This is a genomic window from Microbacterium sp. FW305-3-2-15-F-LB2, from assembly GCF_058787255.1.
This window is the reverse complement of sequence record NZ_JBYSZO010000001.1, coordinates 1,485,119-1,504,400: the sequence shown is the minus strand read 5'-3', so window position 1 is coordinate 1,504,400 and position 19,282 is coordinate 1,485,119. Positions and strand designations below refer to the sequence as shown.

Annotated in this window: 18 protein-coding genes and 1 tRNA gene; 18 read left to right on the top strand and 1 reads right to left on the bottom strand. The window is 69.7% G+C overall.

What is annotated here, in order from left to right:
- Positions 1 to 9 precede the first annotated feature (9 nt).
- From fmt to AC3WLZ_RS07235, 18 genes are all read left to right on the top strand, one after another.
- Positions 10 to 927, top strand: a complete 918-nt coding sequence (fmt, locus tag AC3WLZ_RS07320) for a methionyl-tRNA formyltransferase (RefSeq protein WP_412924428.1) — start codon at positions 10 to 12, stop codon at positions 925 to 927.
- Positions 924 to 2,297, top strand: coding sequence for an RsmB/NOP family class I SAM-dependent RNA methyltransferase (locus AC3WLZ_RS07315; protein ID WP_492469600.1), 1,374 nt, complete (start codon positions 924 to 926; stop codon positions 2,295 to 2,297). Before fmt ends, AC3WLZ_RS07315 begins: the two co-directional genes overlap by 4 nt.
- Before the next feature lie 99 nt (positions 2,298 to 2,396).
- Positions 2,397 to 3,056, top strand: coding sequence for a ribulose-phosphate 3-epimerase (rpe, locus tag AC3WLZ_RS07310; protein WP_492469599.1), 660 nt, complete (start codon positions 2,397 to 2,399; stop codon positions 3,054 to 3,056).
- 138 nt (positions 3,057 to 3,194) lie between these two features.
- Positions 3,195 to 3,458: a phosphoribosyl-ATP diphosphatase gene (locus tag AC3WLZ_RS07305; protein ID WP_150956431.1), complete on the top strand. Its 264-nt coding sequence runs from the start codon at positions 3,195 to 3,197 to the stop codon at positions 3,456 to 3,458.
- 41 nt (positions 3,459 to 3,499) lie between these two features.
- Positions 3,500 to 4,342, top strand: a complete 843-nt coding sequence (gene hisG / locus AC3WLZ_RS07300; protein ID WP_492469598.1) for an ATP phosphoribosyltransferase — start codon at positions 3,500 to 3,502, stop codon at positions 4,340 to 4,342.
- Complete coding sequence (gene hisF / locus AC3WLZ_RS07295) at positions 4,342 to 5,106, top strand: imidazole glycerol phosphate synthase subunit HisF (RefSeq protein ID WP_492469597.1); 765 nt, start codon at positions 4,342 to 4,344, stop codon at positions 5,104 to 5,106. The genes hisG and hisF overlap by 1 nt, the downstream gene beginning before the upstream one ends.
- A complete protein-coding gene (hisI, locus tag AC3WLZ_RS07290; RefSeq protein ID WP_412924423.1) occupies positions 5,103 to 5,450 on the top strand; it encodes a phosphoribosyl-AMP cyclohydrolase in 348 nt (115 codons plus the stop codon). The genes hisF and hisI overlap by 4 nt, the downstream gene beginning before the upstream one ends.
- Positions 5,450 to 6,037 carry a Trp biosynthesis-associated membrane protein gene (locus tag AC3WLZ_RS07285; protein WP_492469596.1) on the top strand — a complete coding sequence of 196 codons (588 nt, stop codon included), beginning with the start codon at positions 5,450 to 5,452 and terminating at the stop codon, positions 6,035 to 6,037. Before hisI ends, AC3WLZ_RS07285 begins: the two co-directional genes overlap by 1 nt.
- 108 nt (positions 6,038 to 6,145) lie before the next feature.
- A complete protein-coding gene (locus tag AC3WLZ_RS07280; protein WP_412924421.1) occupies positions 6,146 to 6,376 on the top strand; it encodes a DUF6704 family protein in 231 nt (76 codons plus the stop codon).
- A gap of 2 nt (positions 6,377 to 6,378) precedes the next feature.
- Positions 6,379 to 7,155 (top strand): indole-3-glycerol phosphate synthase TrpC, encoded by a 777-nt coding sequence (gene trpC, locus AC3WLZ_RS07275; protein WP_412924420.1) that lies wholly within the window; start codon positions 6,379 to 6,381, stop codon positions 7,153 to 7,155.
- Between the two features lie 5 nt (positions 7,156 to 7,160).
- Positions 7,161 to 8,486: a tryptophan synthase subunit beta gene (trpB, locus tag AC3WLZ_RS07270; protein ID WP_412926122.1), complete on the top strand. Its 1,326-nt coding sequence runs from the start codon at positions 7,161 to 7,163 to the stop codon at positions 8,484 to 8,486.
- Positions 8,483 to 9,274, top strand: a complete 792-nt coding sequence (gene trpA / locus AC3WLZ_RS07265; RefSeq protein ID WP_492469595.1) for a tryptophan synthase subunit alpha — start codon at positions 8,483 to 8,485, stop codon at positions 9,272 to 9,274. Before trpB ends, trpA begins: the two co-directional genes overlap by 4 nt.
- 10 nt (positions 9,275 to 9,284) lie before the next feature.
- Positions 9,285 to 10,289 (top strand): prolipoprotein diacylglyceryl transferase, encoded by a 1,005-nt coding sequence (gene lgt / locus AC3WLZ_RS07260; protein WP_492469594.1) that lies wholly within the window; start codon positions 9,285 to 9,287, stop codon positions 10,287 to 10,289.
- A gap of 52 nt (positions 10,290 to 10,341) precedes the next feature.
- Complete coding sequence (gltB, locus tag AC3WLZ_RS07255) at positions 10,342 to 14,919, top strand: glutamate synthase large subunit (protein ID WP_492469593.1); 4,578 nt, start codon at positions 10,342 to 10,344, stop codon at positions 14,917 to 14,919.
- Positions 14,912 to 16,378, top strand: coding sequence for a glutamate synthase subunit beta (locus AC3WLZ_RS07250; RefSeq protein ID WP_492469592.1), 1,467 nt, complete (start codon positions 14,912 to 14,914; stop codon positions 16,376 to 16,378). Before gltB ends, AC3WLZ_RS07250 begins: the two co-directional genes overlap by 8 nt.
- Before the next feature lie 55 nt (positions 16,379 to 16,433).
- A complete protein-coding gene (gene pyk, locus AC3WLZ_RS07245) occupies positions 16,434 to 17,879 on the top strand; it encodes a pyruvate kinase (RefSeq protein WP_412924415.1) in 1,446 nt (481 codons plus the stop codon).
- 78 nt (positions 17,880 to 17,957) lie between these two features.
- A tRNA-Leu gene (locus tag AC3WLZ_RS07240) sits at positions 17,958 to 18,040 on the top strand.
- Positions 18,041 to 18,164: 124 nt separating this feature from the next.
- On the top strand, positions 18,165 to 18,785 hold the full coding sequence (locus AC3WLZ_RS07235) for an ANTAR domain-containing response regulator (RefSeq protein WP_022877510.1): 621 nt from the start codon (positions 18,165 to 18,167) through the stop codon (positions 18,783 to 18,785).
- Between the two features lie 60 nt (positions 18,786 to 18,845).
- On the opposite strand, the gene AC3WLZ_RS07230 is transcribed toward AC3WLZ_RS07235, so the two are convergent.
- Positions 18,846 to 19,277, bottom strand: a complete 432-nt coding sequence (locus tag AC3WLZ_RS07230) for a hotdog fold thioesterase (RefSeq protein ID WP_412924414.1) — start codon at positions 19,275 to 19,277, stop codon at positions 18,846 to 18,848.
- Positions 19,278 to 19,282 lie beyond the last annotated feature (5 nt).

Sequence of the window (19,282 nt, the reverse complement as noted above, 5' to 3'; positions counted from 1 at the left end):
AGGAGAACCATGCGCCTCGTCTTCGCCGGCACCCCCGCCGTCGCCGTCCCCTCCCTCCGTGCCCTGGCGGACGGTCCGCACGAGATCGCCGCCGTCGTCACGCGGTCCGACGCGCCACTCGGCCGTAAGCGCGTGCTGACGCCGTCGCCCGTGGCCCAGGCGGCCGAAGAGCTCGCGTTGCCCGTCATCAAGGCCGACCGGCTGGATGCCGATGCCACCGCCCGCATCACCGCGCTCGAGCCGGATCTGGGTGTCATCGTCGCGTACGGCGGTCTCGTCCGCGAGCCGCTGCTGTCGGCCCCGGCACACGGCTGGATCAATCTGCACTTCTCGCTCCTGCCGCGCTGGCGCGGAGCCGCTCCGGTGCAGCGCGCCCTCATCGCCGGTGACCGTGAGACGGGTGCGAGCGTGTTCCAGCTCGTCGCCGAACTGGATGCCGGCGACGTCTTCGCCGAGGAACGCTACGAGGTGCCGTGGAACGCGACCGCGGGCGATCTCCTCGAGGCCCTGTCCGAGGTGGGGGCGCCGCTCCTCGCTCGCGTCGTGGACGGCATCGCCGACGGCTCGGCGGTCGCGGTCCCGCAGAGCGGCGCACCGACCCTGGCGCCCAAGCTGTCCCTCGAGGACGGGGCCCTCGACTTCCGGCAGGATGCCGAGACCCTCCGCGCACGGATCGCCGGGGTCACCCCCGAGCCCGGCGCCCACACGACCCTGGACGGCGCGCGGGTGAAGGTGCTGCGGGTTGCGGCGAGCGCGGCGGATCCGATCCCGCCGGGTCGGGTCGTGGCATCCGGCAAGGACATTCTCGTCGGCACGGCGACCTCCCCGCTGCGGCTCGACACCGTGCAGCCCGCGGGCAAAGGGGCGATGTCCGCGGGCGATTGGTTCCGCGGCCTCCGGAGCGAGAACCCGGTGCTGGGCTCGTGAGCGTCCAGGGCGCCCGCGCGGTCGCGTATGACGTTCTGCGGGCGGTGACCACCGACGAGGCCTACGCGAACCTTGCGCTGCCGCATGCGATCGAGCGGGCGAAGCTGGATGCCAAGGACGCCGGTCTCGCGACCGAACTGACGTACGGCACGCTGCGGCGACGCGGGACGTACGACGCGATCATCGCGGCCGCAGCCGATCGCACGGTGGATCGTATCGATCCGCCGGTGCTCGACGCCCTCCGCCTCGGCGTGCACCAGCTCCTGTCGACGCGCGTGGCCTCGCACGCCGCGGTGAACGAGTCCGTCGAGCTCGCGCGCCGCCACGGCGGCGGACGCGGGGCGGCGGGGTTCGCGAACGCGGTGCTTCGGCGCGTGTCGCGCGAGACCCCCGGGCACTGGATGGAGCGCATCACGGCCACGGCCCGCAGCGACGACGAGCGTCTGGGCCTCACGAGCGCGCACCCCGTGTGGATCGTCCGCGCCTTCCGCCGCGCCCTCGCGGCCGAGGGACGCAGTGACGAGCTCGACGCTCTCCTCACCGCCGACAACGACGCCCCGCGCGTCGCGATGGTCGCCCTCCCCGGACTGGCGGAGATCCCCGACGACGCTCGCCCCGCCCGCTTCGCCCCCACGGCCTTCACGACACGGGGCGGAGATCCGGAAGCGCTCATCCGCGCCTCGGGAGGGCGCATCCGGGTCCAAGACGAGGGGTCGCAGCTCGCCGCCCTCGCGCTCAGTCGCGTGCGACCCGTCGAACCGGGGGAGCGGTGGCTCGACCTGTGCGCGGGTCCCGGCGGCAAGACCGCGTTGCTCGCGGCGGAAGCACTCGCGGGCGGGGCTCAGCTCGACGCCAACGAGATCTCGCCGCATCGTGCCGCGCTCGTGCGCCGGGCCGTGGCATCCGTCCCGCTCGCCGTCGAGGTGACCGAGGAGGACGGGCGTGACCGCGCCGCCCGCGCGGCGGGGGAGTACGACCGCATCCTCGTCGACGCGCCGTGCACGGGCATCGGGGCCCTGCGCCGTCGCCCCGAGGCGCGGTGGCGGAAGACCCCTGCGGATGTGCCCGACCTGACGGCGCTGCAGCTCGAGCTCGTGCGCGCGGGGCTCGGGGCGCTGAAGCCCGGTGGTGTGCTGGCGTACGTGACGTGCTCGCCGCACCTGGCCGAGACCTCCGGGGTGCTCGCCGAGGTGCGCCGCGAGTTCGGCGACGCCGTCGAAGAGGTCGACGCTCGAGCGGTCGTTCGCGACATCGCCGGCTCCGACTTCGACTTGCCGCCGCAGGCCGACGGTTCCCTCCGCGCCCAGCTCTGGCCGCATCGCCACGGCACCGACGCGATGTCGATCGCCCTCCTGCGTCGAGTTACCTGACGCGTGAGGGGTCACATTCTGTCGCCTGAGCGGCCCCGAAGCGACAGATTCTGACCCCTCACGCGAGGGGGCGACGGGTGCGGCGCCGATAATGGAGCCGTGCCCCGCATCAATCCGAGCATCCTCGCCGCCGACTTCGTGAACATGCAGGCGGAGCTCGCCCGCATCTCGGGGGCCGATTTCGTGCACGTCGACGTGATGGACAACCACTTCGTGCCGAACCTCACTTTCGGTCCGCAGATGGTCGGCCGCATCCAGGAGACGAGCCCCGTGCCGTTGGACGTGCACCTGATGATCGACGACCCCGACCGCTGGGCTCCGGAGTACGCGGAGCTGGGCGCGGCATCCGTCACCTTCCACCTCGAGGCCGCGGCGTCGCCCGTCGCGCTCGCGCGCACTCTCCGCTCGATCGGCGCGCGCGCCGGCGTGGCCGTGAAGCCGGCGACGCCCGTGGAGAACCTGTTCGAGGTGCTCAACGAGTTCGACCAGATCCTCGTCATGACGGTGGAGCCCGGCTTCGGTGGCCAGTCGTTCATGCCGGAGACCATGCCGAAGCTCCGCACCCTGGCCGACGAGGCCCGCCGTCGCGGGTCGAGCGTCTGGCTGCAGGTCGACGGCGGTATCGGGGAGTCCACGATCGCCCAGGCCGCCGAGGCCGGGGCAGACACGTTCGTCGCCGGCTCCGCGGTGTTCGGTGCCGACGACCCCGACCGCGCGATCCAGTCCCTCCGCACCTCAGCCGCCCGCCACAGCCACTGAGCCTCCCTCCTCCCGCGATAAACGCCGATCCTCCTGAGACACGCGGGGTCGCGCCGTTCCTCGCAACAAATGCCGTTTATCGACGGTGCTGCGCTTCCCGCGACGGCCCCACCCCCGCCGAGCCGATACCCTGGAAGCGTGAAGACCTTCGACGACCTGTTCGCCGAGCTCAGTGCCAAGGCCGTCGAGCGCCCCGCCGGCTCCGGTACGGTGGCCCAGCTCGATGCCGGCGTGCACGCCATCGGCAAGAAGATCGTCGAGGAAGCCGCCGAAGTGTGGATGGCCGCCGAGTACGAGTCCGACGAGGCCGCCGCGGAGGAGATCTCGCAGCTGCTCTACCACCTCCAGACGCTCATGCTCGCGAAGGGCCTGTCGCTCGAAGACGTCTATCGACATCTCTGAGCCCGCGCCCTTTTCCTTCACCTCACACGAAAGCCCCTGTCATGCTGCGAATCGCCGTGCCGAACAAGGGGTCGCTCGCCGAGACCGCCGCCGAGATGCTCTCGGAGGCCGGGTACACCGGACGTCGCGACTCGAAAGACCTGTACACCGTCGACCCCGTGAACGAGGTCGAGTTCTTCTACCTCCGTCCGCGTGACATCGCGACCTATGTCGGCTCGGGCGCCCTCGACGTCGGCATCACCGGCCGCGATCTGCTGCTGGACGCCCGCATGCCCGGCGCCCGCGAGGTCGAGTCGCTCGGCTTCGCCGGGTCGACGTTCCGCTTCGCGGGTCGTCCCGGCCGCTTCACCGACGTCGAAGACCTGCAGGGCCTGCGCGTCGCGACCGCCTACCCGGGTCTCGTCGATGCGTTTCTCGACGAGCGCGGCGTGGCCGTCGACATCGTGCCGCTGGACGGCGCGGTCGAGTCCGCGGTGCAGCTGGGCGTGGCGGATGCCGTGGCGGACGTCGTCTCGACCGGGACGACGCTGCGGCAGGCGGGGCTCGAGATCTTCGGCCCCGTGCTGCTCGAGAGCGACGCCGTCCTCATCGCCGGTCCGAACGAGGTCGCGGGCACCGACACGCTGCTGCGGCGCCTCCGCGGCGTCCTCGCCGCGCGGAAGTACGTGCTGATCGACTACGACCTCCCCACCGCGCTCGTCGAGCAGGCGATCGCCGTGGCGCCCGGCCTCGAATCACCCACGATCTCGCCGCTGCGCGACCCGGAGTGGGTCGCCGTGCGTGTGATGAGCCCCCGCCGCGACGTGAACCGCGTCATGGACGAGCTGTACGCGATCGGCGCGCGGGCGATCCTGGTGACCGAGATCCTGGCCGCGAGGCTCTGATGACGCTCGCCCGCCGCGTCATCCCGTGCCTCGACGTCGCCGCCGGTCGCGTCGTCAAGGGCGTGAACTTCCTCGACCTGCGCGACATGGGCGACCCCGTCGAGCTCGCGAAGCTCTACTTCGACCAGGGCGCCGATGAGATCACGTTCCTCGACGTCACCGCGACCGTCGACGAGCGCGCCACGACGTACGACGTCGTGCGCCGCACCGCGGAGCAGGTGTTCATCCCGCTGACGGTGGGCGGGGGAGTGCGCTCCGCCGAGGACGTCGCCCGCCTGCTCGCCGTCGGGGCCGACAAGATCGGTGTGAACTCCGCCGCGATCGCGCGCCCGGGCGTGATCGACGAGATCGCCGACCGCTTCGGCGCGCAGGTGATCGTGCTCTCGCTCGACGTCAAGCGCGCGGCATCCACCCCCTCCGGTTTCGTCGTGACGACCCACGGCGGCCGCACCGAGACGACGCTCGACGCCCTCGAGTGGGCCCGCGAGGCCGTCGAGCGCGGAGCCGGCGAACTGCTCGTCAACTCGATCGACGCCGACGGGACGAAGCAGGGCTTCGACCTCGAGCTCGTCCGACTCATGCGCCAGGTCGCCGCGGTTCCGGTGATCGCCTCGGGCGGCGCCGGTGCGCTCGAACACTTCGCCCCCGCCGTCGAGGCGGGCGCCGACGCGGTGCTCGCGGCATCCGTGTTCCACTCCGGCCAGCTCACGGTCGGCCAGGTCAAAGACGCGATGGCCGCCGAAGGAATCGAGGTGCGCCGATGAACGTCGAAGCGTTCGAACGCGTGAAGTACGACGCCCAGGGACTCGCGACCGCGGTGGTCCAGCAGTTCGACTCCCGCGAAGTGCTCATGGTCGGGTGGATGGATGCCGAGGCCCTGCGCCGCACCCTCACCACCGGACGCGTGACCTTCTGGTCGCGCTCCCGCCAGGAGTACTGGCGCAAGGGCGACACGTCGGGCCACATCCAGATCGTCAAGGGCGCGCGCCTCGACTGCGACGGTGACACGCTCCTCATCGAGGTCGACCAGGTGGGCGCCGCATGCCACACCGGCGACCACACGTGCTTCGACTCCACCGATCTCGAACCCGTCGTCGGGCAGCCCTGATGCGTCGAGCCCGTTCTCTCGCCGTCGTCGGGATGCTCCTGGCCGGAGCCCTCGGCGTCATCTCGTCGACCCAGACGTGGATCGACGTGACCCTCGCCGACGGAGCGCAGCAGACCTTGGCGGTTCCCGGTTCGGACGCTGTGCCGGTGCTCACCCCGCTGAGCCTCGCCGCCCTCGCGCTCGGGGCTGCGCTGTCGATCGTCGGCCGCGTCCTGCGGTACGTGCTCGGCGTGATCGCCCTCGCGATCGCGGGCGTCGTCGGCGTCGCGACGGCGCAGGTGCTTTTCACGCTCCCCGTGTCGGCGACGGCGGCGACGGTCAGCGACGCGACCGGAATCTCGGGGGTGGATGCCATCTCCGACCTCGTGTCGTCGATGTCACTGACCCCCTGGCCCGCCATCACGCTGCTGGCTGAGGTGATCCTCGCCGCCGCGGCGGTGTTCACTCTCGTCACGGCTCGACGGTGGCAGGGGAGTGCGGGGCGCAAGTACCGGACGACCGGCGACGTGTCGACGGACGCCTCCCGGCCGCACGACGCGATCGATTCGTGGGACGACCTCTCCCGCGGCGCCGACCCCACCACCTGAGCCGCGGCTTCGGTCGACGTCGAGACGACGGCGCGGGCCGAACCCGTCCGTTTCGATAGACTCGATCGACGCTGTTCCCCGCGCCCGCGCGCGACTCGAAGGAGAACCATGAGCAACCCCATCGGCGACCCGGGCCACGGACACTCGCCCGCTGCCTGGACGGCCGTGATCATCATGCTGGTGGCCATCACGCTGGGCACGCTGTTCTTCTGGTTCGATCTCCCGGTTCTCGTGTGGGCCTCGGTCGGTCTGCTCATCGTGGGCGCGATCGTCGGGTGGGCCATGTCGAAGGCCGGTTACGGCGCCACTGGCGACAAGTACCAGTCGAAGGCGCACTGACCGTGCTGGCCGATCTCACGGCCGGAGCGGTGGAAGACGCCGAGCAGCGCGCACAGGCGCGTCCGCTCGCGACGGTGGAGCGCGACGCTCTCGCGCAGACGCCCGCGCGCGACGCGCTCGCGATGCTCGCCCCCGCCGAACGCGTGAAGATCATCGCCGAGGTCAAGCGTGCGAGCCCCTCGCGCGGCGACCTCGCGACGATTCCCGACCCCGCCCGTCAGGCTCGGCTGTACGAAGAAGGTGGCGCCTCCGCGATCTCGGTGCTGACCGAGGGCCGTAAGTTCAAGGGCACCCTGGCCGACCTCGAGGCGGTCCGCGCCGCGGTGTCGGTGCCGGTTCTGCGCAAAGACTTCCTCGCGACGCCGTACCAGGTGCTGGAGGCCCGAGCGTCGGGCGCCGATCTGGTGCTGCTGATCGTGGCGGCGCTCGACCAGAAGACGCTGACCGAGCTCTACGGACTCGCGACCGACCTGGGCATGGCAGCGCTCGTCGAGACGCACTCGGAGGAGGAGCTCGAACGTGCCGCCGACCTGGGTGCGAAGCTCATCGGCGTCAATGCGCGCAACCTCTCCACCTTCGAACTCGACCGCGACCTGTTCGGCTCGCTCGCCGACCGCTTCCCCGCGGACGCGGTGAAGATCGCCGAATCCGCCGTACTCGCCCCCGCCGACGTCGCCCACTATCGCGCGGCGGGCGCCGACGTCGTCCTCGTCGGCGAAGCACTCGTTACCGGCGACCCCGTGGCGACGCTCCGCGCATTCCTCCAGGAGACTGCATGACCACCGTGAGCCTGCGCGACCAGAAGGGGCCGTTCTTCGGCGACTTCGGCGGACGTTACATGCCCGAATCCCTCATCGCCGCGATCGACGAGCTCACCGCGGAGTGGGAGTCGGCGATGGCCGACCCCGCGTTCCTCACCGAGCTGACGGCGCTGCTGCACGATTACGCCGGCCGACCGTCCGTGCTCACCGAGGTCCCGCGCTTCGCCGAGCACGCGGGCGGCGCGCGCGTCTTCCTCAAGCGTGAAGACCTCAACCACACGGGCTCGCACAAGATCAACAACGTCCTCGGTCAGGCGCTCCTCACCAAGCGCCTCGGCAAGACCCGTGTCATCGCCGAGACCGGCGCCGGACAACATGGCGTGGCCACCGCGACCGCCGCCGCGCTGTTCGGCCTGGACTGCGTGGTCTACATGGGCGAGGTCGACACCGAACGCCAGGCCCTCAACGTCGCCCGCATGCGCCTCCTGGGTGCCGAAGTCGTACCGGTCACGACCGGCTCGCGCACCCTGAAGGATGCCATCAACGAGGCGTACCGCGACTGGGTTTCCACCGTCGAGACGACGAACTACATCTTCGGCACCGCCGCGGGCCCCCATCCCTTCCCGGCGATGGTGCGCGACTTCCAGAAGGTCATCGGCGAAGAGACGCGCGCCGAGTTCCTCGAGCGCCTCGGACGCCTGCCCGACGCTGTGTTCGCGTGCGTCGGCGGCGGGTCGAACGCGATCGGCATGTTCGACGCGTTCCTCGACGACGAGGGCGTCGCCCTGTACGGCGTCGAGGCAGCCGGCGACGGCGTCGACACCCCGAAGCACGCGGCGTCGATCGAGCGCGGTCGTCCCGGCGTACTGCACGGCGCCCGAACGTTTGTGCTGCAGGACGAAGACGGCCAGACCACCGAGTCCCACTCGATCTCGGCGGGTCTCGACTACCCCGGCGTCGGTCCCGAGCACGCCTGGCTCGCCGACATCGGCCGCGCGCAGTACATCCCGGCGACGGACGACGAGGCCATGCAGGCCCTGCGTCTCCTGTCGCGCACCGAGGGGATCATCCCCGCGATCGAGTCCGCCCACGCCCTGGCCGGTGCACTCCGCATCGGTAAGGAGCTGGGCCCGGATGCCATCATCGCGGTGAACCTCTCCGGTCGCGGTGACAAGGACATGGACACCGCCGCCCGCTACTTCGACCTCTACGACGCCGAGCACGCCGCCGACGCACCGAGCGGTTCGCCCCAGACGCACGCGGCCGAAAAGGTCGCCGACGCTTCCGGGTCACCCGTCGACGTGACACCGGCCCAGGACGCAGCGAGCGGTGCGGGGGTCGAGCTGTGACCTCGCGCGTCTCGGCGGCGATCGACGCTGCGCACGCGGCCGGGCGCGGTGCCCTGGTCGGATACCTCCCCGCGGGATTCCCCGACGTGGTGACGAGCATCGAGGCCGCGGTCGCTCTCGCCGAATCGGGCGTCGACGTCATCGAACTGGGTCCGCCCTACAGCGACCCCGTGATGGACGGCCTGGTCATTCAGGAGGCCACGCAGACGGCGTTGGCCAATGGATTCCGCATGCGCGACCTGTTCACGATCATCCGCGAGGTCACGGCCCGCACCGACGTCCCGGTGCTCGTGATGACGTACTGGAACCTCGTCGAGCAGTACGGCGTCGACCGCTACGCCGATGACCTGATCGCCGCCGGCGGCGCGGGTCTCATCACGCCCGACATCACGCCCGACGCCGCGTCGGCGTGGATCGCGGTGAGCGAGCGCACGGGCCTCGACCGGGTCTTCCTCGCCGCACCCACGTCCACCGACGAGCGTCTCGAGATGATCGTCGGAGCATCGACGGGCTTCGTCTACACGGTGTCGACGATGGGCATCACGGGGGAGCGGGCACAGCTGGATGCCGCGGCCCGCGGCCTCGTGGAGCGTCTCCGCTCCCACGGCGCGGCGCATGCGTGCGTGGGCATCGGCATCTCCAACGCCGAGCAGGTCGCCGGTGTCATCGAGTACGCCGACGGCGCGATCGTCGGCACGGCGCTCGTGAAGGCGCTGCGCGACGGCGGAGTCGACGCCCTCCGCTCCCTCGCGAAGGAGCTGTCTGCGGGCACCGCACGTCGCGCCTAGACTCGTCTGCATGACGTTCGCCCTCTCGAGCGCCGCCTCCGGCGTGCTCGCCAGCATCCCGAGCCCCTCGATCTCGTACATCGATCTCGGACCCCTGCGCATCCACTTCTATGCCCTGTGCATCGTCGCGGGCATCATCGTGGCCGTGTTCCTGACGAACGCGCGCCTGACCCGTCGCGGGGCCGAGAAGTGGGTCGTCATCGACATCTGCCTGCTGGCGGTACCCATCGCGATCGTCTTCGCGCGGATCTATCACGTCGTCACCCACCTGGGCTTCTATTTCGGCCCCGGGTCCAACCCCTGGAACCCGTTCCAGCCCGGCTCGGTCTGGGCTATCTGGGAAGGCGGCATCGCGATCTACGGCGCCCTGATCGGCGGTGCCATCGGCGCGTACCTCGGCTGCAGGTGGACCGGCATCCGCTTCTGGACCTTCGCCGACGCGCTGGCCCCGGGCCTCATCATCGCGCAGGCGATGGGGCGCTTCGGCAACTGGTTCAACCAGGAGCTGTTCGGCCAGCCGACCGACCTCCCGTGGGGTCTGGAGATCGCTCCGGGCAACTCCGCGATCCCCGTCGGACTGCCAGCCGGCACTCTTTTCCAGCCGACTTTCCTCTACGAAGTGATCTGGAACCTTCTCGGCGCCGCGGTGATCCTGTGGGTCGGCAAGCGCTTCGCCCTCCAGTGGGGCAAGCAGTTCGCCGTGTACCTCGTCTGGTACAGCGCGGGCCGTATCGTCTGGGAATCCATCCGGATCGACCCCAGCGACATCATCCTGGGCCTGCGCACCAACGTCTGGGCTGCGATCTTCGGTGTCGTGCTCGGCATCGTGATCTTCATCGTGCAGACGCGTCGCCACCACGGCCTCGAGCCCTCTCCGTACCAGCCGGGGCGCGAATCGAAGGCTTCCGGGGCTGTAGACTCGACCGACCCCACTGACTTCGTCGACGTGAGCGAGCCGCCCGCGACGAACGACACCGTCGGCACCAGCGCCACAAGCAGCCCCGCCACGAAGTAACTTTCTGGGCCGACGTCGTCCCATCCGCAGCATCAACATGAGGACGGTTGGTATGGCTTCGAGCTCCCGTTCCGGCGCCGTCGGTGGCGCTTTTCCCGCCCGGCAGGGCATGTACGACCCGGCGTTCGAGAAGGACGCCTGTGGTCTCGCCATGGTCGCCACGCTTCGCGGCGAGCCCGGACACGACATCATCGACCTGGCGCTGACGGCTCTGCGCAACCTCGAGCACCGCGGTGCCATCGGGTCGGATGCCGGCACCGGCGACGGCGCGGGCATCCTGACGCAGATGCCCGACGCCTTCCTCCGCGCGGTCGTGGACTTCGACCTGCCGCCGGTGGGGGAGTACGCCGCCGGTCTCGTCTTCCTGCCGGTCGGTCACGAGGAGCGCGCGGCGCAGAAGGCGGGCATCGAGAAGCTCGCCCAGGCGGAGAACCTCACGGTCCTCGGCTGGCGCGAGGTGCCCACCGAGCCCGAGAACCTCGGCAAGCTCGCGTTCGAAGCACGCCCCGCCTTCGAGCAGCTGTTCGTCTCGCACCCCGCGGGGGGCGACCAGCCTGCACTGTCGGGCATCGCCCTCGACCGCCGCGTGTACCGGCTTCGAAAGCGTGCCCGCCACGAGCTCGACGCTTACTTCGTCTCGCTGTCCAGCCGGACCCTCGGCTACAAGGGCATGGTCACGACGCTGCAGCTCGAGCCCTTCTACCCCGACCTGCAGGACGAGCGCTTCGCCTCCGAGCTCGCGGTCGTGCACTCGCGGTACTCGACGAACACGTTCCCGTCGTGGCCGCTCGCGCAGCCGCTGCGCATGCTCGCGCACAACGGCGAGATCAACACGGTCAAGGGCAACCGCAACTGGATGCGCGCGCGTCAGTCGCAGCTCGAGTCCGAGCTGATCGGCGACGTGCGTCCGCTGCTGCCCATCTGCACGGAGGGCGCGAGCGACTCGGCATCCTTCGACGAGGTGCTGGAGCTGCTGACGCTGACCGGTCGCAGCCTTCCGCACGCGATCATGATGATGGTGCCCGAGGCCTACGAGAAGCAGGCCACGATCGACCCCGACCTGCGCGCGTTCTACGACTACCACTCGATGCAGATGGAGCCGTGGGACGGCCCGGCAGCCCTCATCTTCACCGACGGCACGCTCGTGGGCGCCACGCTCGACCGCAACGGCCTGCGCCCCGGCCGCTGGACCGAGACCACGGACGGACTCGTCGTCATCGGTTCCGAGACCGGTGTCCTGGACTTCGCACCCGACCGCATCAAGCGGCGCGGGCGCCTCCAGCCGGGTCGCATGTTCCTCGTCGACACGGCCGAGGGTCGCATCGTCGAGGACGAGGAGATCAAGAAGCAGCTCGCGACGCTCGAGCCGTGGCAGAAGTGGCTGGATGCCGGACGCGTGCGCCTGTCCGAGCTCCCCGAGCGCGAGCACATCGTGCACCCGATCGCGTCGATCACCCGCCGCCAGCGGACTTTCGGCTACACCGAAGAGGAAGTCCGGATCCTGCTGACCCCGATGGGCCAGAACGGCACCGAGCCCCTCGGCGCCATGGGCAGCGACGCACCGGTCGCCGTGCTCAGCGACCGTCCGCGCCTGCTGTTCGACTACTTCACGCAGCAGTTCGCCCAGGTCACGAACCCGCCGCTGGACTCGATCCGCGAAGAGGTCGTCACATCGCTGTCGCTGGGACTCGGTCCCGAGCGCAACCTCCTCGACTGGGGTCCCGAGCACACGCGTACCGTGACGCTGGACTTCCCGGTGATCGACAACGACGAGCTCGCGAAGATCCAGCACATCGACACAGCCCTGCCGGGACGCTCGTCGGTGACGATCCGCGGCCTCTACCGGGTCGAGGCCGGCCACAAGGGCATGCAGAAGCGCATCGCGCAGATGTGCTCCGAGGTCGACCACGCCATCGAGGACGGCGCCGAGTTCATCGTGCTCAGCGACCGCGACTCGAACAAGGACCTGGCTCCGATCCCGTCGCTGCTCATGCTCGCGGCCGTGCACCACCACCTCATCCGCAACGAGACCCGTATGAAGGTCGGGCTCGTGGTCGAGGCCGGCGACGTGCGGGAGGTCCACCACGTGGCGACCCTCATCGGGTACGGCGCGTCGGCGGTCAACCCGTACCTCGCCATGGAGACGGTGGAGTACCTCGTCCGCGCCGGTTTCATCACCGGTGTCACGCCCGAGAAGGCCGTGAAGAACCTGATCTACGCGCTCGGCAAGGGCGTGCTGAAGATCATGTCGAAGATGGGCATCTCGACCGTGTCGTCGTACGCGGGTGCGCAGGTGTTCGAGGCCGTCGGCCTTTCGCGCGAGTTCGTCGACGCGTACTTCACCGGTACCGAGAGCAAGCTGGGCGGCGTCGGACTCGACGTGATCGCGGCCGAGAACGCCGCGCGTCACGAGTACGCCTACCCCGAGGATGCCGCTGCCCGCGCACACGAGCGCCTGTGGACCGGCGGCGAGTACCAGTGGCGCCGCGACGGCGCACCGCACCTGTTCAACCCCGACACGGTGTTCCGCCTGCAGCACGCCACGCGCGAGCGCCGGTACGACATCTTCCGCGAGTACACCAAGCTCATCGACGACCAGGCCCACGAGCTGAAGACGCTGCGCGGCCTGTTCTCGCTGCGCACCGGCCAGCGGCCGCCCGTGCCGATCGACGAGGTCGAGCCGGTCTCGGCGATCGTGAAGCGCTTCTCGACGGGGGCGATGAGCTACGGCTCGATCTCCCAGGAGGCGCACGAGACGCTGGCGATCGCGATGAATCGCATCGGCGGCAAGTCGAACACGGGCGAGGGCGGAGAAGACGTCGATCGTCTGCTCGACCCCGAGCGCCGCAGCGCGATCAAGCAGGTGGCGTCTGGTCGATTCGGTGTGACCAGCCTCTACCTCACCGAGGCCGACGACATCCAGATCAAGCTCGCCCAGGGCGCCAAGCCCGGCGAGGGCGGGCAGCTGCCGCCGACGAAGGTGTACCCGTGGGTCGCCCGCACCCGCCACGCGACCGCGGGCGTCGGACTCATCTCTCCGCCGCCGCACCACGACATCTACTCGATCGAAGACCTCAAGCAGCTCATCTTCGACCTCAAGCGCGCCAACCCCTCGGCTCGCATCCACACCAAGCTCGTGAGCCAGTCGGGCATCGGCGCGGTCGCGGCGGGCGTGGCGAAGGCCCTGAGTGACGTCATCCTCGTCTCCGGACAGGACGGCGGCACGGGCGCGAGCCCGATGAACTCTCTCAAGCACGCGGGCACGCCGTGGGAGCTGGGCCTGGCCGAGACGCAGCAGACGCTCATGCTCAACGGCATGCGCGACCGCGTCGTGGTGCAGGTCGACGGTCAGATGAAGACCGGGCGCGATGTCATCATCGGTGCGCTCCTGGGTGCCGAGGAGTTCGGATTCGCCACGGCGCCGCTCGTCGTCTCGGGCTGCATCATGATGCGTGTCTGCCACCTCGACACGTGTCCGGTCGGCGTCGCGACGCAGAACCCGGTCCTCCGCCAGCGCTTCACGGGCAAGGCCGAGTACGTCGTGAACTTCATGGAGTTCATCGCGCAGGAGGTGCGCGAGTATCTCGCCGCCCTCGGCTACCGCTCGATCGACGAGATCGTCGGCCGCGCCGAGCTTCTCGACGTCAACGGCGCCGTGGAGCACTGGAAGGCACGGGGTCTGAACCTCGCCCCGATCCTCGAGGGTCCGCGGTTCGCCGACGACGAGCCGCGTCGCCACGGCCGCAATCAGAACCACGAGCTCGACGAGCACTTCGACGTGCAGCTCATCGAGCGCGCGCAGGACGTCGTCGCCCACGGCGGTCAGATCACGATCGAGCTGCCCGTGCGCAACACCGCACGCGCGGTGGGGACGATGCTCGGCCACCACGTCACCAAGGCGCACGGCGAGCACGGTCTCCCCGACGGCGCGATCGACGTGCGGCTCACCGGATCGGCCGGGCAGTCCTTCGGCGCGTTCATGCCCTCCGGCATCACGCTGCGCCTCGAGGGCGACTCGAACGACTACGTCGGCAAGGGCCTGTCGGGCGGCAAGATCGTCGTGCGCCCGCCCCGCGGTTCGTCTTTCGAGGCCTCCGAGAACGTCATCGCCGGAAACGTCATCGGCTACGGCGCCACGCAGGGGCAGATGTTCCTGAACGGCGTCGTGGGGGAGCGGTTCCTCGTCCGCAACTCGGGCGCGACTGCCGTCGTCGAGGGCGTCGGCGATCACGCGCTGGAGTACATGACCGGCGGATTGGCCGTCATCCTCGGCGCGACCGGCCGCAACCTCGGCGCCGGCATGTCCGGCGGACAGGCCTACGTGTACAAGCTCGACACCGACCTGGTGAACCGTGAGGCCGTGGCATCCGGTGAGCTCGAACTCGGCCCCCTCGGATCGGGGGATGCCGAGATCCTGCGCGACCTGCTCGAGAAGCACGTCGCGGAAACCGATTCCACGCTCGCCCGTCGTCTGCTCGCGGACTTCGAGGCCGAGGTGGAGAACTTCGTCCGGGTGCTGCCGCGCGACTACGCCGCGGTGATGCAGACCCGCCAGGAGGCCGTCGCCGAGGGGCTCGACCCCGACGGCGAGGTCGTCTGGACGCGCATTCTGGAGGTGACGGGTGGCTGACCCGAAGGGCTTTCTCAAGACCACGCAGCGGGAGCTTCCGCCGCGTCGTCCCGTTCCCGTGCGGATCATGGACTGGAAAGAGGTGTACGAGCCGGGTGACCAGGCCGTCATCCGCCGCCAGGCCGGTCGTTGCATGGACTGCGGCATCCCGTTCTGCCACAAGGGCTGCCCGCTGGGCAACCTCATCCCGGAGTGGAACGACCTCACGTGGCGCGGCGAGGGCCGTGCCGCGATCGAGCGCCTGCACGCGACGAACAACTTCCCGGAGTTCACGGGTCGGCTGTGCCCCGCGCCCTGCGAGAGCTCGTGCGTGCTCGGCATCAACCAGCCGGCCGTGACCATCAAGCAGGTCGAGGTCTCGATCATCGACGAGGCGTTCTCCAACGGCTGGGTCGAGCCCGAGCCGCCGGAGCGCCTCACCGGCAAGACCGTCGCGGTCGTCGGCTCCGGTCCCGCCGGACTCGCCGCCGCTCAGCAGCTCACGCGCGCCGGACACACGGTGGCCGTGTACGAGCGTGACGACCGCATCGGCGGACTCCTCCGGTACGGCATCCCGGACTTCAAGATGGAGAAGCGCCACCTCGAGCTGCGGCTGCGTCAGATGCAGGCCGAGGGCACCCGCTTCCGCGCGGGCGTCGAGATCGGCACCGACATCTCGTGGAGCGACCTGCGTGCCCGCTACGACGCCGTCGTGGTGGCCACGGGCTCCACTGTTCCGCGCGACCTGTCGATCCCCGGCCGCGACCTCGACGGCGTGCACTTCGCCATGGGGTACCTCGTCGAGGGAAACAAGGTCGTCGCGGGCGACCAGGTTCCCCAGCAGATCACCGCGCACGGCAAGCACGTCGTCGTCATCGGCGGTGGCGACACCGGCGCGGACTGCATCGGCACCGCCCACCGCCAGGGTGCGCTGAGCGTCACCAACCTGGCGATCGGCAAGCAGCCGCCCTCCGAGCGTCCGATGGACCAGCCCTGGCCCATGATGCCGAACCTGTTCGAAATGGCCTCCGCACACGAGGAGGGCGGGGAGCGCTCGTTCCTCGCCTCGACCGTGGAGTTCCTCGGCAACGACGCGGGCGAGGTGCGCGCCCTGCGCGTCGCCGAGACCGAGTACGTCGACGGACGCCGCGTGCCCAAGAGCGGCACCGAGCGCGAGATCCCCGCCGACCTGGTGCTCATCGCGATGGGCTTCACCGGTCCCGAGCGGGAGAACCTCGAGCAGCAGTTGGGCGCGCAGTTCACCTCTCGCGGGAACGTCGAGCGCGACGCCACCTACGCCACGACCGCGCCCGGCGTGTTCGTCGCGGGCGATGCCGGTCGCGGCCAGTCGCTGATCGTCTGGGCCATCGCCGAGGGTCGTGCCGCGGCGTCCGAGGTCGACACGTTCCTGATGGGCGAGACGGTGCTCCCCGCACCCGTGCGCCCGACCGATGTCGCCATCGGCCTCCTGCCCGCCTAAGCTGGCAAGGGCCGATCGGCCACTTCCCGAATATCCTCACGGAGCTTGAAAACGGATGAGACGCGCCAAGATCGTCGCAACCCTCGGCCCCGCCACGTCGTCGTATGAAATGGTTCGCGCCATCATCGACGCCGGGGTGGACGTCGCCCGACTGAACCTGAGCCACGGAGACTATTCCGTGCACGACGCCAACTTCGCCAATGTGCGCAAGGCGGCCGAAGACGCGGGCCGCCCGGTCGCCGCGCTCGTCGACCTGCAGGGTCCCAAGATCCGCCTCGGCAAGTTCGAGAACGGTCCCCACGATCTCGCCCCCGGCGACATCTTCAAGATCACGATCGAAGACATCCTCGGCACGAAGGAGATCGTCGGCACCACCTTCAAGGGGCTGCCGCAGGACGTTCGTCCCGGCGACTTCCTCCTCATCGACGACGGCAAGGTCCGGGTCGAGGTCGTCGAGACCGACGGCACCGTCGTGACCACCAAGGTCATCGTCGGCGGACCGGTGTCCAACAACAAGGGCATCAACCTTCCCGGCGTGGCCGTGAACGTCCCCGCCCTGAGCGAGAAGGACGAGGCCGACCTGCGCTGGGGCCTGCGCGCGGGAGCCGACCTCATCGCCCTGTCGTTCGTCCGGGATGCCACGGACATCGAGCGCGTGCACGAGATCATGGGCGAAGAGGGACGCTACATCCCCGTCATCGCCAAGATCGAGAAGCCGCAAGCGGTCGACAACCTCGAAGAGATCATCGACGCGTTCGACGGCATCATGGTCGCCCGCGGCGACCTGGGTGTGGAGCTCCCGCTCGAGGCTGTGCCGATCGTGCAGAAGCGCGCGGTCGAGCTGTCGCGCCGCATGGCGAAGCCCGTCATCGTGGCCACCCAGATGCTCGAGTCGATGATCACGAACCCCGTGCCCACGCGCGCCGAGACCAGCGACGTCGCCAACGCGGTGCTCGACGGTGCCGACGCCGTGATGCTCTCGGGCGAGACGAGCGTCGGCGCGTACCCGGTCGTCGTCGTCGAGACGATGGCCCGTATCGTGCAGTCCACCGAGGAGCACGGCCTGGAGCGGATCGCTCCGCTGACGAACAAGCCGCGCACCCAGGGTGGTGCGATCACGCTCGCCGCCGTCGAGGTGGCCGACTTCGTCGAGGCCAAGTACCTGTGCGTGTTCACCGAGTCCGGTGACTCGGCCCGCCGCATGTCGCGCCTGCGTTCCACGATCCCGATGATCGCGTTCACGCCCGAGCCCGGCATCCGCCGCCGTCTCGCGCTGACGTGGGGCGTGCGCTCGACGCTCGTCGAGCACGTGTCGCACACCGACAAGATGTTCCTCCAGGTGGACGACCACCTCCTGTCGAACGACCTCGCGAAGGTCGGCGACAAGGTCGTCGTGATCTCCGGTTCCCCTCCCGGAATCGCCGGTTCCACGAACGACCTGCGCGTGCACCGCGTGGGCGACGCCCTGCACGGCGCAGCTCCGGGCTACAAGGACAACTGACCCTCGGGCGACGCGCGCCGGTTCCGCCGGCGCGCGTCGCCTCCTCCCCGCCAGGTAGGTTGGGGAAGCGAAACACCGGCCGGTGTGGCGGAATGGCAGACGCGGGGCACTCAAAATGCTCTGTCCGAAAGGGCGTGTGGGTTCGAATCCCACCACCGGCACGATGACGGGTCGGCTCCTTCGCGGGGTCGACCCGATATCCTTTTCCCCCGCGGTGCCGGACAGCACCGCACTCCGAGGTCGCCGTACCGGTGCTCCTCGCAGACTCAGCCATAGGATGGAACCGTGACAGATCACGAAGCCGCGCCGGTGAGCGCGCCCACCGCCCCCCGTCGCGTCGTCGTGGCGGAAGACGAGTCGCTCATCCGCCTCGACATCGTCGAAATCCTGCGCGACAACGGCTTCGACGTCGTCGGCGAAGCCGGCGACGGCGAGACCGCCGTCCAGTTGGCCACGGAGCTGCGCCCCGATCTGGTGATCATGGATGTGAAGATGCCGCAGCTCGACGGCATCAGCGCGGCCGAGAAGCTGAGCAAGAACCACATCGCCCCGGTGGTGTTGCTGACGGCGTTCAGCCAGAAAGAACTCGTGGAGCGCGCGAGCGAGGCCGGCGCACTGGCCTACGTGGTGAAGCCGTTCACGCCCAATGATCTGCTTCCGGCGATCGAGATCGCCCTGGCCCGGTACGAGCAGATCATCACGCTCGAGGCCGAGGTCGCCGACATGGTCGAGCGCTTCGAGACGCGCAAGCTCGTCGACCGCGCAAAGGGCCTGCTGAACGAGAAGATGGGCCTGTCCGAGCCCGAGGCGTTCCGCTGGATCCAGAAGGCGTCCATGGACCGCCGCCTCACGATGCAGGACGTGGCGAAGGCCATCATCGAGCAGCTGGCCCCGAAGAAGGGCTGACGCTCGCAGATCAACGAGAAATGGATGCCACCGCGGTGGCATCCATTTCTGTTTCCGGCCTCAGGAGGCCGGGGCGTCCTTGATCATGTTCGTGATGCGTATCGTCGAACAGCGGCGACCCTGCTCGTCGGTGACGGCGATTTCATGGACGGTGAGCGAGCGGCCGAGGTGGATCGGCGTGCAGACGCCGGTCACGACGCCCGAGGTCGCGGAACGGGTGTGGGTGGCGTTGATGTCGATGCCCACGGCGAGCCGTCCGGCTCCGGCGTGCAGGTTGGCCGCCATCGAGCCGAGCGACTCACCGAGAACGACGTACGCGCCGCCGTGGAGGAGACCGACGGGCTGAGTGTTGCCCTCCACGGGCATCGTCGCGACGCAGCGCTCGATCGAGAACTCGACCCACTCGATGCCCATCTTCTCGGCGAGGGCGCCCATGCCGCGCTGCTTCGCCCAGTCGAGTCCGGACGTGGTGTCGGGTGTCGTCGAGGTCATCGTCG